This is a genomic window from Paenibacillus mendelii (assembly GCF_024498075.1).
Lineage (GTDB): Bacteria > Bacillota > Bacilli > Paenibacillales > Paenibacillaceae > Paenibacillus_Z > Paenibacillus_Z mendelii.
In genome coordinates this window covers 484,115-506,552 of sequence record NZ_JANHOF010000001.1, presented here as the reverse complement: position 1 = coordinate 506,552, position 22,438 = coordinate 484,115, and the positions used below count along the sequence as shown (strand labels likewise).

Here is a 22,438-nt window from a genome sequence, read left to right as displayed (position 1 = left end):
CAATGAAACTTCCAGGCCGACAATTATCGAAGAATGTACAAAACTACGATGTCAAACTGCTGCAGCGGGCACTGGGAAAGCTTAAATTTCCGGTGTCTGAGCAAGAGCACGCGCAAGGCATTCTCGGAGCAACGACGCAGCAAGCCGTCGCCGAATTTCAGAAGACGCATCGCCTGCAGCAGACCGGAGAGCTGGACGAATCAACGCTTGCGAAGCTGAAGGAAGCGATTGCCGCGAGGGAAGCCGCCAAGCCTGTTCAGCCCGCTATCAGGCATCTGAAGGTCGATTATCTGAATGATATCGCGAGGATTCGATATCCTGTCCGGCTGAATATGGCGAAGGATACCGTCGGGGATCTTCAGAAGACGCTCAGCTTCCTGAAGATTGACATCGATATGCGCGAGGCCGAGCAGAAGCGGTTCGGCACAAGCACGAGGGAAGCCGTCAAGAAGTTTCAAGAACAGCAGGGTCTAGCCATAACGGGAGAAGTGGATAAAAGAACCGCGGAGAAGCTGAATCAGGTCATTGTAGCCGGCAATCCCGCTCCGCTTAGCGGGGAAGACGCTTATCGCATCCGCGGCTCCATTCGCAACGAGCTGTGGCAAGGCCGGCAGGGTATTAAGGTTCAACTGTACGAAAAGTCCATACGCGGCGAGAAGCTGCTAGGAGAACGGGAATCGCTGATCAACGGCTTCTATGATCTGAAATATGAGCCGCCGAAGAACGGAAAAACGGTTAAGCCGGTCGTCATCAAGCTGATCGATTCGCAAGGAAACGTATTGAAAACGGAAACGATCGCAAATCCCGGCAAGGTCGCTTGGGTCAATTATACCGAAGGCAATCTGCCTTTCGTCGGAATCTCGGAGATTGAGAAGCTGGTCAAGGCGCTCCAGCCCGAGCTTGGCGAGCTGAAGCTGGAACAGCTGGAGGAAAGCGCAGTACATCAAGATCTGACCTACCTAGCCAAGCATACGGGCAAATCGGCGGAGGAGATCATGAAGCTAGCGCTGTCCAGCAGGATGGGGGCCAAGAGCGGATTAGCGCCGGAAATCTGTTATGCCTTTCTCCGTCAGAACTTGCCTGTCAGCTTGCCCGGCGCGCTGATCGAGAGTACGCAGCAGTGGCAGCTGATCGACCGGCTCGTCGAAAATACGTTGGCCGGCGTCATTTTCATGGATGAGGCTTTGCAGAAGCAGGCGATTGAATCGGCGGTTCGAAGCAACTATGTCCCGCGTACGCTGCTAGTTAATCTTGCAGCTGTCATCATCCAGCTGAATCAGCTGCGGACGAACTATACGCTGAATAGTGCTTTTCTTACCGGAAATGCCAACTTGAAGTCCGTATTGGAGCATTCCAAGCTGCAGGCTGCGGGGTTTAACCGCTTCTCCGAGCTCTATGCGGAGCATCGCGGTACGACCGGGGAGTTCTGGCTGGCACTGGAGAGCGATGCAGGCACCTTCCCCGAACCGGTCGTGAGTGACCTGAAGAAAACCTTCGCTGTTGCGGCTGTCGCGAAGAACCATCTGCCGACGGTCAACTATATGAAGCAAATCATTGCAGATCCCCGCGACTTGGCAAAGCTGAGCCGTGAGGATTGGGCTGCTCATATACGGGCGAATATGGCACGGGGCGGGCAGGGCTATCCGGACAATGTCGATGGCGGAGACGAGACGGAGAAAATCAACGGATTCGCTGCCATATTAAAGAGCAAGGCCGAGGATCTATATCCGACCGTGTCGTTCTTGGCAGCGGCAGCCAGTCCGGCCGTCGATACGATTAAGTATGGCGATGAGCTGCTGACGATGTCCGATAAGCAGCCGGAATTTGACTTGCGGCGCACGAATATCGACCAATTCTTAAAAGAAAAAGGCCGCGAAGCCGAGCTGCGCGAAGAAGCGGTTACCGAACTGAAGAAGATGCAGCGCGCGTTCAAGATGGCTCCGAACGTGAATACGGGCATCGCGCTGCTAAAGCAAAGCTGGCACAGCTCGGCGCATGTTTATTTTCAAGGAAAGAACCGGTTTGCAGAGAAGTTCGCCGCACAGGGGTTCACGAAGCTGGAGTCGAGGAAGGTCTACGATTTGGCATCGCGAAACTATGCCATGCTGCTAGCCAAAGCAAGCGAGTATCGAGCTGAGTTCCAGCAATTAACGCCGAAGGCGATCCTGCCGTGGACAATGACGCAGGACCAGCAGAAGCAGATTCAGGACTTCCCGAGTCTAGAGGCGCTATTCGGCTCGCTGGATTATTGCGCTTGCAAGGATTGCCGCTCGGTCTACAGTCCCGCAGCCTACATGGTCGATATTATCCGCTTTCTGAATGAGAAGGACGCGGTCAAGGCAGGGTCCAGCGCCAAGCATGTGCTGCTGCAGCGCCGCCCTGACATCGGAGATCTCGAGCTATCCTGCGAGAATACGAACATTGCTTTGCCTTATATCGACCTCGTGAACGAGCTTCTGGAAGAGGCGGTCGCGCCTCTGGCCGCATTCGTACCGTTTAATCTTCCGGGCGGATTGGTTGCAGCCTTGGATGCCAGAGAAATCACGGTTCCGCTGCGAAATGCTTTCGTTCCGCCGCTTACGAATGCGGCTTCGATCGAAACGAAGGAACCCGGCGTCAGATGGACCATTGCAGAAACCGCTTTTCGGTACCAATTAAAGCTGAAGGACGGCGTGCTTCGCGTCATGTCCCGAAGCAGGCAGACATCCGGCTCGGCTGTGGAGCTGGCTGCGAATCCGCAATACGTTCGTGCCGAGGCTTATAAGAAGCTGTTATCGCAAGTCTACCCATGGAGCTTGCCGTTTCATCTGTGGCAGGAGGAAACACGCGTCTATCTTGCGCATCTGGGCACGAAGCGGGATCGTTTGGCGGAAGCATTCTCAACGCATGCCGAGCGTAACGCGGCGTTGAATGATAAAGATCATGCACGGGAATTTCTCGGCCTGACGCCCGTCTCTTGGGCGATTGTTACGGGTGCCCGCACCGTAGTCGATGGTGTGGATTTATCTGTCGCTCCGCCTTGGTCATTCTGGGGCTTTCCCTCAGAGGATGTCACGCTGGCTGATCCGACCGATCCGGATACAACGCTTGCAGGCAAATGGCATCAGCTGGTAACGAGAGTCGATCTGCTCCTGCAGCGGTCCGGGTTCATGGGGGGACTGAAAGAGAATGGCGGCGGTTATAAGCGGTTATTGGAGCTGCTCGATACGCATTATGTGAATCCGCTGGAACCGGGATCATCCGTTCGCCAGCTCGTGATCGAGTCGCTCGACCCCGCCGATCCGCTCACCTGTACGCTCAGAAAGCTGGTGCTCAAAGCAAACGCGCCGACGGCTGCCGAACGCGAGCTGCGAATCATTGCCGCATTAGACCGAATGCACCGATTCGTCCGTCTGGCCGGAACGACCGGCTGCGGTTTCCGTGAGCTCGACCGAGTCATGCGCGTATTGATGCAGTCGGACGGGTTAAGCGACCCGTTCCTCATTCGATTGTCCCATGTGAAGCGGCAGCAGCTTGAATGGAGCGTTCCGCTGCCTGCTATCCTGAGCTGGTGGAACAACATGGAGACCTCCATCTATGCTTCTCTTGACGGAGAAGCGGCAGAAACGCCGATCTACGACCGGCTGCTGCGGAATAAAGCCGTCATGAACCCGCTGGACGAGGCGTTCGAGCTCAATGCCGCAAGATCCGAGCTGCTTCATCCGCATGCGGTAGGAAACGAGAATCCATTGACCGCTCATAAACCGGCGCTGTTAGCGGCTTTCGGATTGTCGGAGCCCGATTTGAATCTGTTTATCGAGAGAATCCAAGTTGCCGATGAGATGAATCTCGGGAATTTGTCCTTGCTGTATAGGCATGTGTCGATGGCCAAGGTGTTGAAGGTATCAATCCGTGACTATATAACCATACGGGAGTTATCCGCCGTCAATCCTTTTGCCTTCCCGAGCACTGCTTCAGCGATAACGTTCATTGAACAGTCCGAACGAATGCGGCTATCCGGGATGAGCGCTGCGGATCTCGACTGGCTGCTGCGTCATAAACGGCCGCTAGAGTCGTCCTTAGCGCCATCCAATGACCGTATAGCCGCAATCTTAATTGAGCTTCTCCGGGCGCTGCGTACCATAGCGGATGAAAATCCGGACAGCGACGGCAGCGCGCTCGATCCAAACGGCGACGTTACACGCAAGAAGCTGGAGCAGCTGGCATGGAGCCCGGCGGTAACAGATCCGTTCATGGCGATGCTGGGCGATGCGGCGGTATTCGAAGCATCACTTGATACCTTACCTTCTGCTATAAGGCTTCGCAACGATAACGGAGCCTATGAAGCGGAGCTGAATGCGATGCCGCAGGGAATCGTTATTCCGGAATCGCTCCAGGGCCGGCTGAGCTATGACGATAGCAGCCGGAAATTGCGCCTTGTCGGCATATTGACGCCTGATGAGAAGCAGCTGCTGCTGGATGCGTCGGCCGACGCTCCATATCGGCAGGCCATCGGGGCGCTCGCTTCCGAGCCAGCACGATTACGGGGAGCGATCAGCTATGACGCGGCGAACAAGAAGCTGCGGTTCACCGGCGCAATGACGGAGGCTCGCCGGTCACATTTGCTGGAGAATTCAGCGGATGCCTTGTATCAAACGGCTGTTCAGCAGCTCTTCAATGAGCCGAGGTCATTCGTCAGACGCAATTTGCGCAGCTTTCGTCTGACGCATTACGCAGCCTTCCTCGAATCGAAGCCCGCAGGCTTGGAATTTCCGGCCTCGCTTCGTTCGAAGCTCTACTACGATGCGCCGTCGAGCCAGCTTCGATCGGTTGGGGCTATCGGAGCATCGGAACGCATACAGCTGCTTGCTCTGTATGCCGAAGAGAATTACGCACGCGCAGTCATGCAGCTTGAGTCATGGCCGGATTCCGGCACCTTCATCCAATCGAGTGTCTACCTCAGCGAGCTGCCGGAGCATGTGGTCTTTCCCGATAATTTGCGGCCTAAATTGCATTATGATCTCACTGCCAAGCAGCTCCGGTTTCTCGGCGTGATGTCGGATGCGGAGAAGAGCATGCTCTTGACGCTCGCACAGCCGGCCGATCATGCATTTCGTTCGGCGGTCGAAGCGCTGCAAGTCAAGTCGGTGGAACCGCGTGCCGCGGAAGAGCCGTTCCTGGCAGAAGGCGACATCGCCAGCCTGTTCGATGGCGACCGGACGCCCGCCGAGCGCTACGGTTATGTGCTCGGCAAGCTGCTTCCGCACATCCGCGGCTCGTTAAGCGTAATGGCGGTCAAGCAGAAGCTTGGCGAAGCCTTGAAGCTGGATAGCGCCATAACGGAACTGCTGCTCACGCGGTATGTTCAATCGCCTGCGGGTCCGGCAGCGGACCCCGCGCTGAAGCGCCCGGCAATCGCCGCGTTCCTGGAGCCGTCCTATGTGGGCAGCAGCCCGAATACGCGTCTTACGCCGGCTGGCCATCCCGGCGTATTCCAAACCTATACGCTGCTTGCGAAGTTCGCAGCGGTCATTCTTAGATGGAAGCTCACGCCTGAGCTGATAGTGTTCGTATGCGACCGTGCCAATGCCGGGGGATGGCTGCATCCCGGCAGCCTGCCTGGTTCTGATACGGAAACAGCCGCAGCGGACGCGACCGCCGCATTCACAGCGTGGTTAAAGCTGAGCGCGGTGATTGAGCTGAGAGACCGGCTGCCGATAACGGAAGCCGAGCTGATCGCGGTCATGTCGGTCGTATTCGCCCTCGACGGCGGTGCGTCCGAAGAAGAGAAGCTATCCGCGAAGCGCAGCTGTCAGCGCATGCTAACGGAAGCGGCAGGATGGCCGGCAGCCGATCTTGCGCAACTGCTGGGACAACCGGATAATCTGGCGGATAACGGCATGCTTGGTATCGCATTCCCGGCAGGCTTCCGTGAACCGGCAGCGCTGCTGCGCCTATGCGAAGTGATGCAATGGTCGAAGAAGCTGGGCGTAGAACCCGTAACGGCCCGGTCCTGGACGAATGCAAACCCCGGTCCGCTTGAAGCTGCATCGCTCAAACAGGCGGTTAAGGCGAAATACGAGGACAGCCAGTGGCTGACTATAGCCAGAACGCTGCGGGATCCGCTGCGCGAGAAGCAGCGAGACGCGTTGGTTTCTTATCTCATTGCGCAGCATCCGCTTGCCTGGGATAGCGTGAATGATCTGTATGCCTATTTCCTGTTGGATGTAGAGATGGGTCCGCAGCAAATGACCTCGCGTCTGAAGCAGTCGATCAGCTCCGTGCAGCTGTTCGTGCAAAGATGCCTGATGAATCTCGAGGGCGGCGAGGTGATTGCCAAGGAGTCGGATGGCTGGGATCAATGGAAGTGGATGAAGAATTATCGCGTATGGGAAGCGAACCGTAAAGTATTTCTCTATCCGGAGAACTGGACGGAGCCCGAGCTGCGGGACGACAAGTCGGAATTTTTCAAGGCGCTGGAAAGCGATATTTCGCAGAATGATATCACATCCGACCATGTTGAGACTGCTTACCTGACTTATCTGGATAAATTGGACGAAGTCGCACGGCTGGATATTTGCTCGATGTACCATGAAGTGGAGGGCACCCGCAACGTCGTTCATGTCCTCGCGCGCACCAAAGCGACGCCTGCGGTGTATTATTACCGCCGATACATCGATAACAGCTACTGGACCGGCTGGGAGAAAATCGATCTCGAGATCGACACCGACCATGCGACGCTCGCGGTCCATAACCGGAAGCTGCATATTTTCTGGCCGGTCTTTACCGAGATGCTGCCCAAGCGTCAAATTCAGCCGCCGGCTACGGAGCTCAACGCACCCAAACGAGCACCTGAGTCGCCTAAATATTGGGAGATCAAGCTTGCCTGGTCGGTGAAGAAGAACGGGGCCTGGACGCCCAAGAAACTATCGAAGCGGAAGCTCATTCATCCGTGGGAGCGTCCGACAACGTCGTATCATCTGAAGCCCCGCCTCCGCAGCGGCTATCTGTGGATCGATCTCTTTATTTCTACCTCCCGGGAGTTCAACGATACGGAATTCTACTATCCGGATGATAACAAATGGGCAACGAAGACGAGTATCCGATTTAATGAAACGGCGCGTCCGTGGCATTCCTCATCGTTCGTTTATAACGGAGATGTCATTGATGTATACATGAAAAATTTAGTCGGTTCCGTATCCGATGGGATCAACCGTCATTTCGGCGAGGATGGCCGCCTGATCAAGCTGCTCGGCTTTGACCACCGCAGCCCGCATCAGCTGCTTCCCGCCGGCATGCATTACCGGAATACGCATCTGGTGAACAATACGCAAGTGCTGAACCTGGACGATCTGAACGTATTGACGAATCATGGGCTCCGCGTGGACGACGGCCGCCTGCTGGACAGTGCGAATGCGCCGTTCTCGCTCGTAATTACCCAGCAGGATACGCAATTTGATTCGGCTAGCCGCCCGTTCTTCTATCAGGACCTTGAACGCTCTTACTTTATAAAACCGATGACGGAATACAGGGCAGGCAATTACTTCACGACCGATCTGCCGTCGGATCCGGGCAATACGCAATATCGGATCCGGTATACCATGTATCCCTTCTACCATCCGTACACAACGCTATTTATCCGTGAACTGAACCGGACGGGAATTCCGGGACTGCTCAGCCGTAAGGTCCAGACCGAGCCGCAGACGATCCCGCCGGTGAATTCATTTGATTTTGACTATGAATATCGGCCTCTGGAAACTACGGTGCCATGGGAAAGCGCGAGGAAGGAGGTTGTCGATTTCTCAATCGGGGGCGCTTATGCGCTGTATAATTGGGAGCTATTCTTTCATGCGCCGCTTATGATCGCGACAAGGCTCAGCCAGAACCAACGCTTCGAAGAAGCGATGCAATGGTTTCATTATATTTTCGACCCGACCTGCACCGACAACCAGCCCGTCCCGCAGAAATATTGGAAGACGAAGCCATTCTACGAGTACAATGAGGCGGATTACCGCAACCAGCGAATCGACAATCTGCTTAAGCTCGTCAATTCCGGAAGCCCGGAGTATGAGAAGCAGGTGGAGATGTGGCGGGAGGATCCGTTCAAGCCGCATCTTATCGCTAGACTGAGACCAATCGCTTACCAGCGGACCGTGGTCATGAAATATATCGACAATCTCGTTGCATGGGCGGATCAGGAGTTCCGAAGGGATACGCTTGAATCCATTAACGAGGCGACGCTGCTATACGTATTGGCAGAAGAAATATTAGGAAGGCGCCCGGAGCGGGTTCCTTCAGCCTATACGGTCGAGGATTTGTCTTACGCAGAATTGGAACAAAAGCTGGATGCGTTCGGCAACGCTTTGGTGGAGGTCGAGAATTTGCTTCCGCCGCCCGTGCAGATGACACCGGGGAATGGAGGCATCGAACAGCTGCCGCGGCTGGAAACCTTTTATTTCGGCATCCCGCACAACGATAAACTGGTGGAATACTGGAACACCGTGGAGGACCGGCTGTTCAAGATCCGCCACAGCCTCAACATCGACGGGAAATTCCGCCAGCTGCCGCTGTTCGAGCCGCCGATCGATCCCGCTCTGCTCGTGAAAGCGGCAGCCGCCGGCGTCGATATCGGCAGTGTACTGAACGATCTGAACGCACCGCATCCAAATTACCGGTTCCCGATCATGCTGCAGAAGGCAAAGGAGCTGTGTGAAGAAGTGAAGGCGCTTGGTTCTCAGCTGCTCGCCGTGCTGGAGAAGAGTGACGCCGAAGCGCTGGCTCTGCTGCGGATGTCCCATGAGACCAAGCTGCTCGAGCAAATCCGGCATGTGAAGCTTCAAGCGGTGAAGGAACAGGAGGCGACGCTGCTGAGCCTGGAGAAATCGAAGGAGGCAGCCGACCAGAAGATCGCTTATTATACGAATTTGCCGTTCATGAATGCATGGGAAGTAACCGCGCTCTCTCTCTCAGGCGCTTCCACGGTCCTGGATACCGCAATCGCGGCGGGCTATATCATGGCGGGGGGATTGAAGCTTATACCGAACTTCACAATCGGCGCTTCCGGATTCGGCGGATCGCCGACAGCGACTGCGGAAACCGGCGGGGATAAGTTTGGCGATGCCGCGGAGAACATGGTACAGACAATGTCGGCCATTGCCCAATCGCTCGAGAAGATGGCAGGCATGGCCTCAACCGTAGCCAGCTATCACCGCCGCAAGGAAGAGTGGGATCAGCAGAAGGCGCTCGCGGTCATCGAGGGGGCGCAGATCGATCAACAAATGGAAGCTTCCCGCATCCGGATTGCGATGTCCCAGCGGGAGCTTGGCAATCATGACCTGCAGATCGAGCAAGCGAAGTCGGTCCAGCAGTTCATGCACAGCAAATTTACGAATCTGGAGCTCTATCAATGGATGAAGGGGCAGCTTGCAACCCTTTACTTCCAGAGCTATCAGCTTGCTTACGATATTGCCAAGCGCGCGGAGAAAGCTTTCCGATACGAGCTGGGACTGCAGGACTCGTCTTATATCCAGTTCGGCTATTGGGACAGCTTGAAGAAAGGCCTCCTTGCCGGCGATAAGCTGGCTCATGATTTGAACCGTCTTGACGCGGCTTATTACGAACAGAATGCACGGCAGCTGGAAATCGTGAAGCATGTGTCGCTAGCCATCGCGGCACCATTCAGCTTGATGAAGCTGAAGGAGACCGGAGCATGTCTGGTCGAATTGCCGGAATGGCTGTTCGATCTGGATTATCCGGGTCATTATATGCGTCGTTTGAAATCAGTCGGTATCAGCATTCCATGCGTTACCGGTCCGCTTACGAGTGTAAACTGCACGTTATCGCTCGTAAGCAGCAGCACCAGAATCAGCGGCACGGCGGGCAGCGCCTATGTCCGAGCCGGCATCGACGATGGCCGGTTTACGGATCAATACGGATTGTCGAGGGCGATCGCCACGAGCAGCGGAGATCATGATAGCGGGGTGTTTGAGTTGAGTTTCAATGATGAACGGTACTTGCCGTTCGAAGGTGCGGGCGCGGTCAGCCTGTGGCGTATCGAAATGCCGCATGATTGCAATGCCATCGACTTCTCGACAGTATCGGATGTCGTCATGCATGTCCATTACACGGCTCGCGACGGCGGTGCGGCGCTCGCCTCTGCCGCCCGCAGCGGGCTGCAGACGATCCTGCCGCAGCAGGGCGTGCGCATCTTTAATCTGAAGCAGGAGTTTCCAAGTGAATGGTACCGTTTCATTCATCCGGTGCAGCAGGGAGCGGACCAATTGCTGAACATTACCTTCGAGGGCAAGCATGTGCCGTTCTTCGACCGCCACAAAGCGGTTAAAGTGACCGCACTTCATGTAATTGCTCCTTGTCAGGGCGAGACTGGATATACGCTGTCGTTTATGCCGCCTTCCGGGGCGGGCATGGATGCAATGGCACTTGCGAAAGATTACTCGTACGGCGCGGCTCACCATGGCGAGAAGACGTTCGCAGCCGGCAGCGAACCCGACCTTAAGGGTGCTTGGACATTCAAGCTGAAGGCGGATGATGCCGCGGATGACCGTTCCCTTCAGCCGGATGATGTAGATGGCGTATACTTGATCGTTCAATACCGGACAAATTAAGAAAGCTATCATTCAAATCAACAGTAATGCCCCGAATTAGGGCTGGGTAAGTCGGTATGACGGCCTTGCGATCTGGTTCGGGGCATGAATGGATACGGGGGTGTGAGAATGTCCATGGAACGATTGATAGACGGAATGGTGCAGCGCATCATACAACATTGCGATCCCGAGCGCATCGTTCTGTTCGGCTCCTGCGCCAAAGGGACGTTCACGCAAGGAAGCGATATCGACCTGCTTGTTCTGCTCGATACCGAAGTTCCCCGCGCATTTCGGGCGATCGGGCTGAAGCAGCTTTTTCTTGAATATCCGATTGCCGTAGATGTGGTCGTCCTCACCATGGAGGAGTACGAGGAGGAGCGGAGGAGACCGTATTCATTCGCGCATTCCGTCTCGCTCTCCGGTATCGTCCTCTATGAGATGCAGCATGCGGAAAGGACTGCGCGATAAAGATCCCAAGCATGATTCGAGGGAGGGCAAGTCATGGCAGACGATAGGCATATGAACGGGAACCCTGAAGATCGCGCGGCGCCGTCCGCCCCTTCGATCACCTTGCCCAAGGGCGGAGGAGCGATTAGAGGCATCGCCGAGAAATTCTCCGCCAACACGGTAACCGGAAACGGTACCATGACGGTTCCTTTGGCTGTCAGCCCGACACGTTCCGGATTTGGCCCCGAGCTTGCGCTCACGCATGACTCCGGTGCAGGCAGCGGATTGTTCGGGTACGGCTGGTCGCTATCCATCCCGGCTATCGTCCGCAAGACGGATGGAGGTTTGCCGCAATACCGGGATCAGGAGGAATCCGACATCTATGTCTTGTCAGGCGCTGAGGATCTGGTACCCGTTCTCAATCAGGACGGCAGCAGGCACGAATATAATAACGAAGCGGAAGGCTTCGTCGTTCACCGTTACCGGCCGCGTATCGAAGGCCTGTTCGCGCGTATCGAGCGATGGACGGATACAGCGACCGGCAGCATGCATTGGCGTTCGATTACGGGCGACAACATGACGACGGTATATGGTAAGTCGGATAACAGCCGGATCGCCGATCCGGATGATCCGCTCCGCACGTTTTCATGGCTGATTTCCGAAAGCTATGACGATAAGGGCAATGCGATTCTCTACGAGTATGCGTCCGAGAACGATCTTAATATCGACCGGTCGCTGATGAACGAAAGCAGCCGCGTCATCACCGCAAACCGGTATCTGAAGCGAATTCATTACGGCAATAAGCTCTCGCGTCTGGTCCAGCCGGATCTAACGAGCATGGAATGGATGTTCGAGGCCGTCTTCGATTACGACGAGAATCATTATGTAGAAGACGGAGGAACAGCTGCTCATGGCGATACGGAGCAGCTCGTGTATGCATCCGCTTCACCGGGCAATGCTTGGGCCGCTCGCCCAGATCCGATTTCCTCGCATCGAGCCGGCTTCGAGGTGCGCACTTACCGCCGCTGCCGCCGTTTATTAATGTTCCACCGGTTCGATGAATTGGGCAGCGAGCCCTGCTTGGTGAGAGCGACCTCGTTCGAATATGCGGATTTCGACTATTCACGGCCGTTCTCCGCGAAGGAGGAGCTTGCTTATCAAGGGAGCACGCGGTTGGCTTCATTCCTGTGCGCGATCGTGCAGGCAGGCTGCATACGTGATGATACGGAGGTGGGAATAGTCAGGGACGGCATTCGTTATGCCGCATATCGCCGGAAAGAAATGCCGCCGTTGGAGTTCGAATACAGCAGAGCAGCTATAAACGGCGTGATTCGGGAGCTGGAAGGCGACAGCCTGAACAATCTGCCCTCAGGCTTGTTTGATTCCGCATGCCAGTGGGTGGATCTGGACGGTGAAGGCATATCGGGCATCCTTACGGAGCAAGCGGATTGCTGGTATTACAAACCGAACCTGGGTGGCGGCCGCTTCGGACCGCAGCAAGTTGTTGCCGCGCAGCCATCGCATGCGGATCTAAGAGGGGGGCAGGAGCTGCTGCTGGACCTGAACGGAAGTGGGCAGCTGGACGTCGTCCGGTTATCTGGACAGACCTCCGGGTATTCCGAGCGTTCGCAGGAGCAGAATTGGGAGCCGTTCAAAGCCTTCGCTCACCTGCCGAACATCCCTTGGCACGAGAAAAACTTGCGGTTCATCGATTTGAATGGAGATGGTCTTGCCGATATTCTGCTTAGCGAGCATCATGCGTTCACCTGGTACCCGTCGCTTGGGGGAGAAGGCTTCGGTCCCGCAATCCGGATGGAACCGCCGCTTGACGATGAACGCGGCGTTAGATTGGTCGTGTCCGAAGATACGCAATCCATCTACCTCGCGGACATGTGCGGCGATGGTCTGACCGACATCGTACGCATTCGCAACGGTGAAATCTGCTATTGGCCTAATCAGGGTTACGGCCGATTCGGTCATAAAGTGACGATGGATCATTCGCCCTGGTTCGATTACCCCGACCAATTCAACCAACGCCGCTTATTACTGTGCGACATCGATGGTTCCGGCGTTACTGACGTGATCTATACGAACGCCGAGGGTGTCCACCTATACTTCAATCAGTCCGGCAATCGCTGGAGCGACCCTTTTTTGCTGACTCACCTTTCCGCACCGGATCATCTATCAACGATGACAGCCGTAGATTTGCTTGGGAATGGGACATCATGTCTGGTATGGTCCTCCCCGCTGCCCGGGCATGCCCGCCAGCCCTTTTGCTATATCGACCTGATGGGTGGAATAAAGCCGCACTTGCTGGTGAGATCGATCAATAATTTCGGCGCGGAAACAAAAGTTAGCTACGTATCGTCGACGACCTTCTATCTTGCCGACAAGGCAGCAGGCCGTCCATGGGCGACGAAGCTTCCGTTCCCTGTTCAAGTTGTGGCATATGTCGAAAAATACGACCACGTCGGGCGCAGCCGCTTCACCACGCGCTATGCTTACCATCACGGTTACTATGACGGTAAAGAACGCGAATTTCGCGGCTTCGGCATGGTCGAGCAATGGGATTCGGAGGCGTATGAGGACTATGCGGCCGGCGTGGCGAGCAGCGGCGGCAGCGGAGAGCTCGCGCCCGAATTCTTTCAGCCGCCTGTGACAACCCGGACATGGTTCCATACGGGAGCATCCATCGGGAAGGACCGGATCGTGCATCAGCTGCGCAATGAATATTACGAGAGTGTCCAGTATGTTCCGGAGCCGATGCTGCCGCAGCTGCTGGAAGAAGGGGAATGGGAGGAATGCTTGCGGGCGTTAAAGGGCTTGCCTTTGCGCCAGGAAATATACAGCTTCGACGGGTCTGATGTGCAAGCCCATCCGTATCGCATCGTGGAACACAACTACGAGATCAAGCGAATTCAACCCCGCCGCGGGCAAGCCTATGCGGTCTTTCTTCCCGTAGGCAGCGAAACGGTTACGCTGGATTGCGAACGCAATCCGGAGGATCCGCATATTTCCCATCAATTGAATCTGCTGATCGATCAGACGGGCCACGTTCTTCAATCGGGCACAGTCGTATATGGCCGCCGAATCGCGAATCCTCTGCTCCCGGTGGAGGTAACCCGCGCTCAGCAAAGTTTGCATATCGTTTGCCGCGTGATCGAATATACGGCCGAAATGGATAGGGAGGCGCCTGATGCCGCTTATCGCCGGAAGGTGCCATTTGCATCTCGAAGCTATGAGGTGTCCGGGCTTGAGCCTGCAGATCAGCTGTTTACTATAACGGAGCTCCTGGACGCCTTGGAGCATGCAGCGTTGACTCCATACGAAGAAGAGGTAAGCCCAGCCTCGCTAAAGAAGCGTTTGATTGCGCACAACCGGGTTTCGTTCTTAGACAATGGGTTTAATCGGCTGCCGTTCGGGGAGCGGGATACGCTGGGGCTCGAATATGAAAGCTATCGGCTGGCTTTCACGCCAGAGGTCATTGATATTCATTATGCGGGCGGCGTATCGGCACTCGAGCTGGAGCAGGCGGGATATATTCAGTTAAGCGGCGAACCTGGCTGGTGGATCCCATCGGGGACCGCGATCTATCCGTCTAATCCGGCGGATCACTATTACATCGCCATCGGAGCGAAGGATCCGCTCGGGACGGAGACGATTGCATCGCTTGACCGGTACGACTTGCTCGTCGAAGAGGTGCGTGTCAAGCAGGCGGCCTGGAACGTCATGCGCGCGCATAATGATTATCGTACGCTCGGCCCGACTATCGTTATTGATCCTAACGATAATCGAACGGCCGTTGAGGTGGATTCACTTGGCATGGTTGTTCGGACGGCTTTCATGGGAAAGCCTGGAGACGGGGATGGAGATACGCTGGCCGACCCGACGATCCGTCTCGATTACAACCTCTTTCAATGGAGAAACGAGCGGAAGCCTAACTTTGTTCACGTATATGCGCGAGAGCGGCACGGAGCGGTTAACCCGAGATGGCAGGAGAGCTGCGTGTATTCCAACGGCAGCGGGAGCATTGCAATGGTGAAAGCCCAAGCGCATCCGGGAAAGGCGCTGCAGCTTGCAGCAGCAGGCGGTACTATTCTTGTGGATGCCAATCCCCGTTGGGTGGGCAGCGGACGGACGATTCGCAACAATAAAGGGAGTCCCGTCAAGCAATATGAGCCCTACTTCAGTACGACCGAGCGATTCGAAGATGAGAGGGAGCTCCGAGAGATTGGCGTAACGCCGCTCATCTTCTATGATGCCGTGGGTCGAACGATCCGGACGGTCTATCCCGACGGCACGGAGACGAAGGTGGAATTCGATTGCTGGCAGCACAGAGCCTTTGATAAGAATGATACGGTTCTGGGTAGCAGCTGGTATTCTGACCGGGGCAGTCCGGATCCGCTCAATGAGCCGGAGCCGCTGCAAGATCCGAAGCGTAGAGCGGCTTGGCTGGCTGCGAAGCATGCCGATACGCCGGGCATCACACATCTCGACAGCCTGGGACGTATCGTCTGTTCCGTCTCTGATTATGGGGGAGGCAGGACGGCGGCTGTGCGGTCGGACAGCGATCTATCGGGCAGGTTCTCCCGATTATTCGATCAGATCGGTCGCGAGGCGGCAAGCGGATTCAATGGGATGTCCGGGATTCCGATGTGGAGCGATAGCGCGGAGAGAGGGCGCCGCTGGAGTTTCTTTAATGTTCTAGGCGCGCTGGTGAAATCTTGGGATCAGCATGGGCGCAGGTTTCGTACCGAATACGACTCGCTGCATCGCCCGGTCGGCATATTCGCCGAAGAACCGGGACGCGGCGAATTCTTATTCCGGTATCTGCTGTACGGTGATCGGCATCCGGATGCACGGCGGCTTAATTTGCTTGGCGTGACGCATCAGGTCTACGATCAAGCAGGCCGGATCGAGATACCGGAATCCGACTTCAAAGGCAATCCGAAACGCGTGGAGCGAATTCTGGCGAAGGACTATAAGCAAGCGCCGGATTGGCGAGCGGCCTGCAGCCAGACCGATTATCAGGCCGTGCAAGACGCAGCTAGCCCAAGCTTGGCTATGGATGAAGTCTTTGCTTCCGCAACGGAATATGATGCCTTGAACCGGCCGATTCAGATGCGCCTTCCGGACGGATCGGTCATGGTCCCTGAATATAATGAAGGGAACTTCTGGAACAAGCTATCCGTGCAAGTTCGCGGGCAAGGCAGTTGGATCGATTGTCTAAAGGGGCAGGATTACGATGCGAAGGGAAGGCGGCTGTCTGCAAGATACGGCAATGACATCGAAACCCGCTATGAGTACGATCCCGAGTCGCTGCGCTTGACCGGCATGCTGACTTATCCGCTCGGTAGCAATCCCGAGCTTCATGCCTTGCAAAACATGCAGTATACCTTCGATCCAGCCGGAAACCTGACGCATGCCGCGGACCAAGCGCAGCAAACCTATTATTTCAATAATGCGGTGATCAAACCGGAATATCGGTATGAATATGATGCGATTTATCAATTGATCTCGGCAACCGGCAGAGAACATGCAGGTATGGCCAATGATGCGATCCGAAGCGAAAGCGACCTTGACTATCGGCAGCAGCTGCCCGATTTCAATCAACCCGAGGCCGTGCGTACGTACACGGAGGAATACGATTATGATCTACTTGGCAATATGACGGCAATGCGGCACCGGTATAAAACACAGGCGGGAATCGGAAATGGCTGGACGCGGCACTACCGATATATTCATGAGGACTCGCCGGGCAATCGAACGAACCGGCTGGGCTCTACCAGTCTTCCCGGCGATACGGTTGGCGGGCCTTACGGCTCAGGCTATGATTATGATGCATACGGAAATATGACAAGAATGCCGCATCTGCAAGCCCTCGCCTGGAATTGCATGGACCAGCTGAGCGTTGTGGATTTAGGCGGCGGCGGCACAGCCTACTATGTCTATGATTCGGGAGGGCGGCGAATTCGCAAGGTGATTGAACGTCCGGGCGGTGCCGTTACCGAACGCCTCTATTTGGGTTCCGTCGAGATATACCGCGAACGGCTCCAAGACGCGGTTCACCTGGAACGGCTTACACTCACCGTTTCCGACGATACGGGACCCATCGCACAAGTAGATACGAAGACTAGGGATGATCGAGGGCGAGACCCGGCGAACCCGCTCCATATGCCTTTGATCCGGTATCAGCACGGTAATTTGATTGGATCGGCTGTCTTCGAAACCGACGTGAACGGCGTTATTCTGTCGTACGAAGAGTACCACCCCTTTGGAACCACAGCTTACCGCTCAGCCAAGTCGGGCTCCGATATCAGTCTGAAGCGTTACCGGTTCTGCGGCAAGGAGCGCGATGACGAGACCGGCCTCTATTATTATGGAGCCCGCTATTACGCTACGTGGCTGGGGAGATGGACGAGTGCAGACCCTGCCGGATTCGCCGATGGGGCGAACCTCTTCATCTATTGCCGCAATAGTCCGGTTGCCCATATTGACCCGCAGGGGTTAACAACACGAGATATACCCGGCACATCCGAGGATCACTTGACAGAAAATTCGACGCTGGCAGACCGTGAGGCGTTCGCCAGACGGCACGGGTTCCGGATCGTCGATCCGCATCCCGAACAGCAGCGGTGGAACGGTTATAAGTGGGAGCTCAGTCCCGAAGGAAGATTCGAGAGAATCCAGCCAGGGGAAGAAAGCGGGGCAGGGGATGGATCGGCAGCATCCGAGGCACCGGTATGCCAGCCGCCTCCGGAACCGTCAGAGGAGTCCGCGTCTGAACCGCCGCCGGAGGAGCAGCCACCTGGCGAGTCCCCGCCGGAATCGCCTGATGAATCGTCTTCAGGCTCGGAGGAAGGGAGTGGCGATTCCGGAGAGAGACGCTTCTTCACGAGCAGCTTCTTCAAAGGATTAGTCATCGGCATCGCCGTCACGGCTGCGGTAATCGCCGTGGTAGCGACGGGCGGCGCCGCCTTGGCGGTAATCGCGCCTGCAGCTTCTTCCGCCATCGCCGCGTCGGGAGTCGGTACGGCTCTAGCGGTAGCCGGGGGCGTGCTGACGGCTGCGAATATTACGCAGTCCATACGTCAGCGGGATCTGATGAACAATCGTATCTCGGAAGAACAAGCCAACTTCAACCTCGGACTCGGAGTTGGATCTCTGGCCGGCGGTGCACTGGCTAAACCAATTACAGCTGCGGCAGCTCCGATTGGCAGAGGATTGGGTCAAGGAGTAAGCGAGATTGGCGAGAGTATGTCTACGGGGTTATTGGTTCCCGCTTTACCCATAGGCCCGACAGGAGGAGCCATATCAGTTGCGGCAAGCGGAAGCGTAAGCACCACCTCGGCGGTAACCGCGGCAGGAGTGGGCATGGGGCCGAATGTGCTGATGATGTCCCGCGGAGATGACGACGATGACGGTTCATCCTTCGAGCGAATGACTGGAGGAGGCAGGAATCGGCCGCGCGGAAATCAAATACAGAATAAGCAGTTTAATGATATTGTCAAGAAGTACAATTTAACGAAGGATGAGAAGCAGCAGCTGCACCGGGCCATTCAAGGCGAAGATTTGGATTACCACGGACTAGAGGATGCTGTTCGCTCGCTGTTCCCTCATAAATTCTAGCAGGAGGCAACGCAGAGATGGAGATTGTCCAGAACTTAATCGGCTCCACAGTCAATGAGGTCATCGCAGGCGGATCGAACGGCTCCATGGTCGTTATTGAGGCCGACCATAATTACGTGCTTTTCTTATACTGCTGCTGGCGATTGAACGATTCGGATTCCATCCTATGCGGATGGAACGATCAAGAAAGCTATCTGATCCGAATCAAAGAATTAGAGGGCGACCGCATTCAATCGATGAACATGGACGGTTTTTATGATTTCGTCATGAGATTCGCAAGCGGCAGGGAGCTGCGAGTGATGTGCGATCTGACACCAGGGTGCGAGAATGGTCAGGAGGAGAATTGGTCGATCTGTGACAAGAAAACCAATGTCTGTTATGTCGTGAATAATCAGCTGCAACCGATCGAAACGAAGTTTTCCTAAGCAGTCGGAGCATTGTATGGGTATAGTATTAAATAACAAAAATGTTAAATTTAAGTTGTGAAACAAGCCGATGTCGCATATAATAGAATCAAGTGAAGCGACTTATGGTGTTCTATTAAAGGGTTTAATTGTGGCGAGGAAAAGCAAAATTGGATCATTAAAAAGGCTTCCACTTACTTGAATCACAGAAGTCCCCCGGACCTTAACGGACCGGGGGCTTTTGGCTGTTTCAGGGGACCGGGCCCGATAATCAGTGCAGAGATGGAGATTCTTGATAGGTTCGGCGTGCTCAAGAGTTCATCTGCGATTGAGAATGCTCGAATTGATTTACCGAATAAACAAAGTCTGTTAAGCTAGATCTGTTAGCGTTGGAGCAAAGATTTATTAGGCTTAGTCAGGGCGTACGTTGATAATAGAGAAGATTACGGGTAACTGCCGAGCAGCTGAGATAGGGAGGGGAAGATTGGGGTGACTAATCAAGGTAAGAAAGTAGTCGTCACTGGCGGAAGCGGTATGCTGGGCCAATGGGTCGTCAAGGATCTGGTCGAGCACGGCTATGAGGTGCTAAACGTCGATACACGCCAACCGGAGGAGCCGATGTGCTCCACGCTGATTGTGAATCTTGAAGATCTAGGCCAAACCTATAGCGCGCTGGCCGGAGCGGAAGCAGTCGTTCATATGGCGGCAATTCCCAGAGCGGGGATGGTACCGCCTGAATTGACGTTTCGCAACAACGTCATGTCTACATACAACGTGCTGGAAGCGGCGGCCGGACTCGGAATCAAGAAAGCGGTTATCGCCTCGAGTGAATCTTCGTACGGAATTTGCTTCGCCGTGCATCCGTTCGGTCCGCAATATGTGCCCATGGATGAAGAGCATCCGCAGCTGCCTCAGGACAGCTACGGCTTGTCCAAGATCGTCAACGAGTTGACAGCGGATATGTTCTTCCGCAGATCCGGCATTCAAGTCGTGTCGCTGCGTCTTGGCAACGTTATACCACCGGAGTGGTATGAGCGGTTCCCGTCCTGGATCCATCATCCAGAGGAGCGCGAACGGATTCTGTGGAGTTACATTGATACCCGGGATGCGGCAGCAGCTTGCCGTCTTGCGATTGAAGCGGAGGGGCTTGGTTCCGTTGCGCTTAATCTCGGGGCGAATGAGACGAGCATGGCTGTTCCCAGCCGTGAACTGATGGCTACGCGATATCCGGAAGTGACCGACTTCCGCGCTCCGCTTGAGGGGTATGAAGCACTGCTCAATAGCGATGAAGCCAAGAGAGTACTCGGCTGGGAGCCGAAATACACGTGGCGCGAGCAGCTTGGCAAGTAATCGATTGATAAGAGAGTTCCCGGATCTCGCAGCTGTTAGAGAGGGATTCTCTTTTTTTATTTGAATTTATCTGTGAAGAAGGTGCACCTTCGTGGGTTATTTGTTACTCCTGCTGGCGACAGTAGCATGGAGCTTCGTCGGAGTTCTAGTCAAAACAGCATCGATGATGGTGGACAGTGCCATCATTTCGTTTGCGCGCTTTTTTTTCGGCATCATCTGTCTTGCGATTTTTCTCTATATTCGTGATGGTAAAATTCAAATCCGCGTGGGGATGAAATGGATTTGGATAGGGGCAGTGGCTAAGGCGGTTAATTACGTGTTTGAAAATATAGCCTTGAAAATCGGTTATTCCTATGGCAATATTCTCGTTCAGCCTATTCAGACCGTCGTATTATTGTTTGCAGCGGGATTGCTGTTCAAGGAAAAGATTTCGAAGCGGGGCTGGGTTTCTGCAGCGTTGTGCGTTGTTGGTGTCATTGTTGTCAGTTGGAATGGTACGCCGCTAGACGAGCTTGCCAGTGGAAGCGGATTAACGACGCTGCTGTTCACGCTTTCCGGTATCGGTGCTGCCGTGCACGTATTAAGCCAGCGGATGCTGCTGGAGACCATTGATAACGGTAACATGAACTTATCTATATTCGCCATGAGTGCCATCATAGTTGCCGTTCCGATTCCGATCCAATCTGACGGTTTTACCGGTCCGATTACGGTGTCGGCATGGGGGGCGCTGGTGCTGCTTGGGGTGATTACAGGTCTTAGTTTCTTCTGGTTCGCGGAAGGAATCAAACGGGTACCCTTCGCGGTCGTCGCGATCGCGGGCAATTGTACCGTCCTGTTTACAATATTGTGGTCCTATTTGTTTTTCCAAGACCCCATAACCATTTACATCATGAGCGGGACATTCATATTTGTGGCTGGGATCTTACTGTTGAATTTTTCGATACCACGCCGAACAGTCAGGAAAACACCGAGGTACAAGCATAATTATTCCAAAGAGCAATAAGGCTTCATCGAAGATGGTGCCTCACCTAATTGGGCGCCTTGCTGCAAAATATAGTGATGACCCATATTCTTGGAGGTGGCTTATGAACGTAGAGAAGGCCGCAAATTTCATTTGGAGTAATGGAAGACTTTTAGAAAGAAGAATTTTCGAATATTTCTTTTATGGGGGATCCAAGAGCAGCGTATTGGATGCCATGAAGGCTTATCAGAATGAAGATGGCGGATTCGGGCATGCGCTGGAACCGGATTTGCGCACACCAGAAAGTCAGCCTCTCTATGTCGAATTTGGCCTGAGAACGCTATACGATGCGAAAATACAAGATGCAGATTTAGCCTTCAAAGTTTGCGACTACGTATCACGGCATGCAGATTTGAATCAGGGAATTGTCACGATAACGGCTTCTTCAGGCAGCTATCCCCGGGCTGAGCATTGGAATAATCCGCAATCAGAATTAGCGTCGTTTAGCAGGCTTACGAGCATCGTTGGTCTATTACAATGGCAGGGCATTCAGCATCCTTGGTTGGAGCAAGCAGTAGACATCTGTTTGAGTGATATCTCTTCCACACGATACAAGGACTCACATACACTATTAAATGCATTTTGCCTTCTTGAAAGCTTACCTCAAACCGATGATACACAGATGATTTACACGAAACTGTCCGATGAACTTTATCAAGCGGATTTCTTCTGTTTAGAGGCCCCGTCTCGAACCTATGGGCTCACTCCGCTAGACTTCTCTCCAGCCTCAGATTCCTACTGCAGAAGGATTTTCTCCGATAAGATCATTCAGGATCATTTAGAGGCGCTGGAATCACAACAAGAGGAAGATGGCGGCTGGCCCATTCTGTGGGAGCCGCCTGGTGAAATGGCGAGGTTAGAATGGAGAGTCTGTAGAACGCTAAGGAGTCTGATCACTTTAGCATCCTATCACAAGATTTCGATAGAGCAGCTTGATCAGGGATAAAACGAACGGGAACAGTTCAGTCAACGTTACCGCATTTGCCTTAAAGTAAAGACCATCC

General features: G+C 54.6%; 7 protein-coding genes. All 7 read left to right on the top strand.

What is annotated here, in order from left to right:
- Positions 1-2 precede the first annotated feature (2 nt).
- The 7 genes from NNL21_RS02155 to NNL21_RS02125 all read left to right on the top strand — a co-directional run bounded on the left by NNL21_RS02155 (position 3) and on the right by NNL21_RS02125 (position 22,380).
- Positions 3-10,604, top strand: coding sequence for a Tc toxin subunit A-related protein (locus tag NNL21_RS02155; RefSeq protein WP_204815806.1), 10,602 nt, complete (start codon positions 3-5; stop codon positions 10,602-10,604).
- Positions 10,605-10,712: 108 nt separating this feature from the next.
- The gene (locus tag NNL21_RS02150) at positions 10,713-11,051 is read left to right on the top strand and encodes a nucleotidyltransferase domain-containing protein (RefSeq protein ID WP_204815805.1); all 339 of its coding nucleotides are present in this window, start codon (positions 10,713-10,715) and stop codon (positions 11,049-11,051) included.
- Between the two features lie 33 nt (positions 11,052-11,084).
- On the top strand, positions 11,085-18,659 hold the full coding sequence (locus tag NNL21_RS02145) for a SpvB/TcaC N-terminal domain-containing protein (RefSeq protein ID WP_204815804.1): 7,575 nt from the start codon (positions 11,085-11,087) through the stop codon (positions 18,657-18,659).
- Between the two features lie 17 nt (positions 18,660-18,676).
- Positions 18,677-19,084, top strand: coding sequence for a hypothetical protein (locus NNL21_RS02140; RefSeq protein ID WP_204815803.1), 408 nt, complete (start codon positions 18,677-18,679; stop codon positions 19,082-19,084).
- Positions 19,085-19,552: 468 nt separating this feature from the next.
- Positions 19,553-20,413: an NAD-dependent epimerase/dehydratase family protein gene (locus tag NNL21_RS02135; RefSeq protein ID WP_256555013.1), complete on the top strand. Its 861-nt coding sequence runs from the start codon at positions 19,553-19,555 to the stop codon at positions 20,411-20,413.
- A 91-nt stretch (positions 20,414-20,504) separates the two neighbouring features.
- Positions 20,505-21,416, top strand: coding sequence for a DMT family transporter (locus NNL21_RS02130; RefSeq protein WP_204815802.1), 912 nt, complete (start codon positions 20,505-20,507; stop codon positions 21,414-21,416).
- A gap of 82 nt (positions 21,417-21,498) precedes the next feature.
- The gene (locus tag NNL21_RS02125) at positions 21,499-22,380 is read left to right on the top strand and encodes a hypothetical protein (RefSeq protein WP_204815801.1); all 882 of its coding nucleotides are present in this window, start codon (positions 21,499-21,501) and stop codon (positions 22,378-22,380) included.
- Positions 22,381-22,438 lie beyond the last annotated feature (58 nt).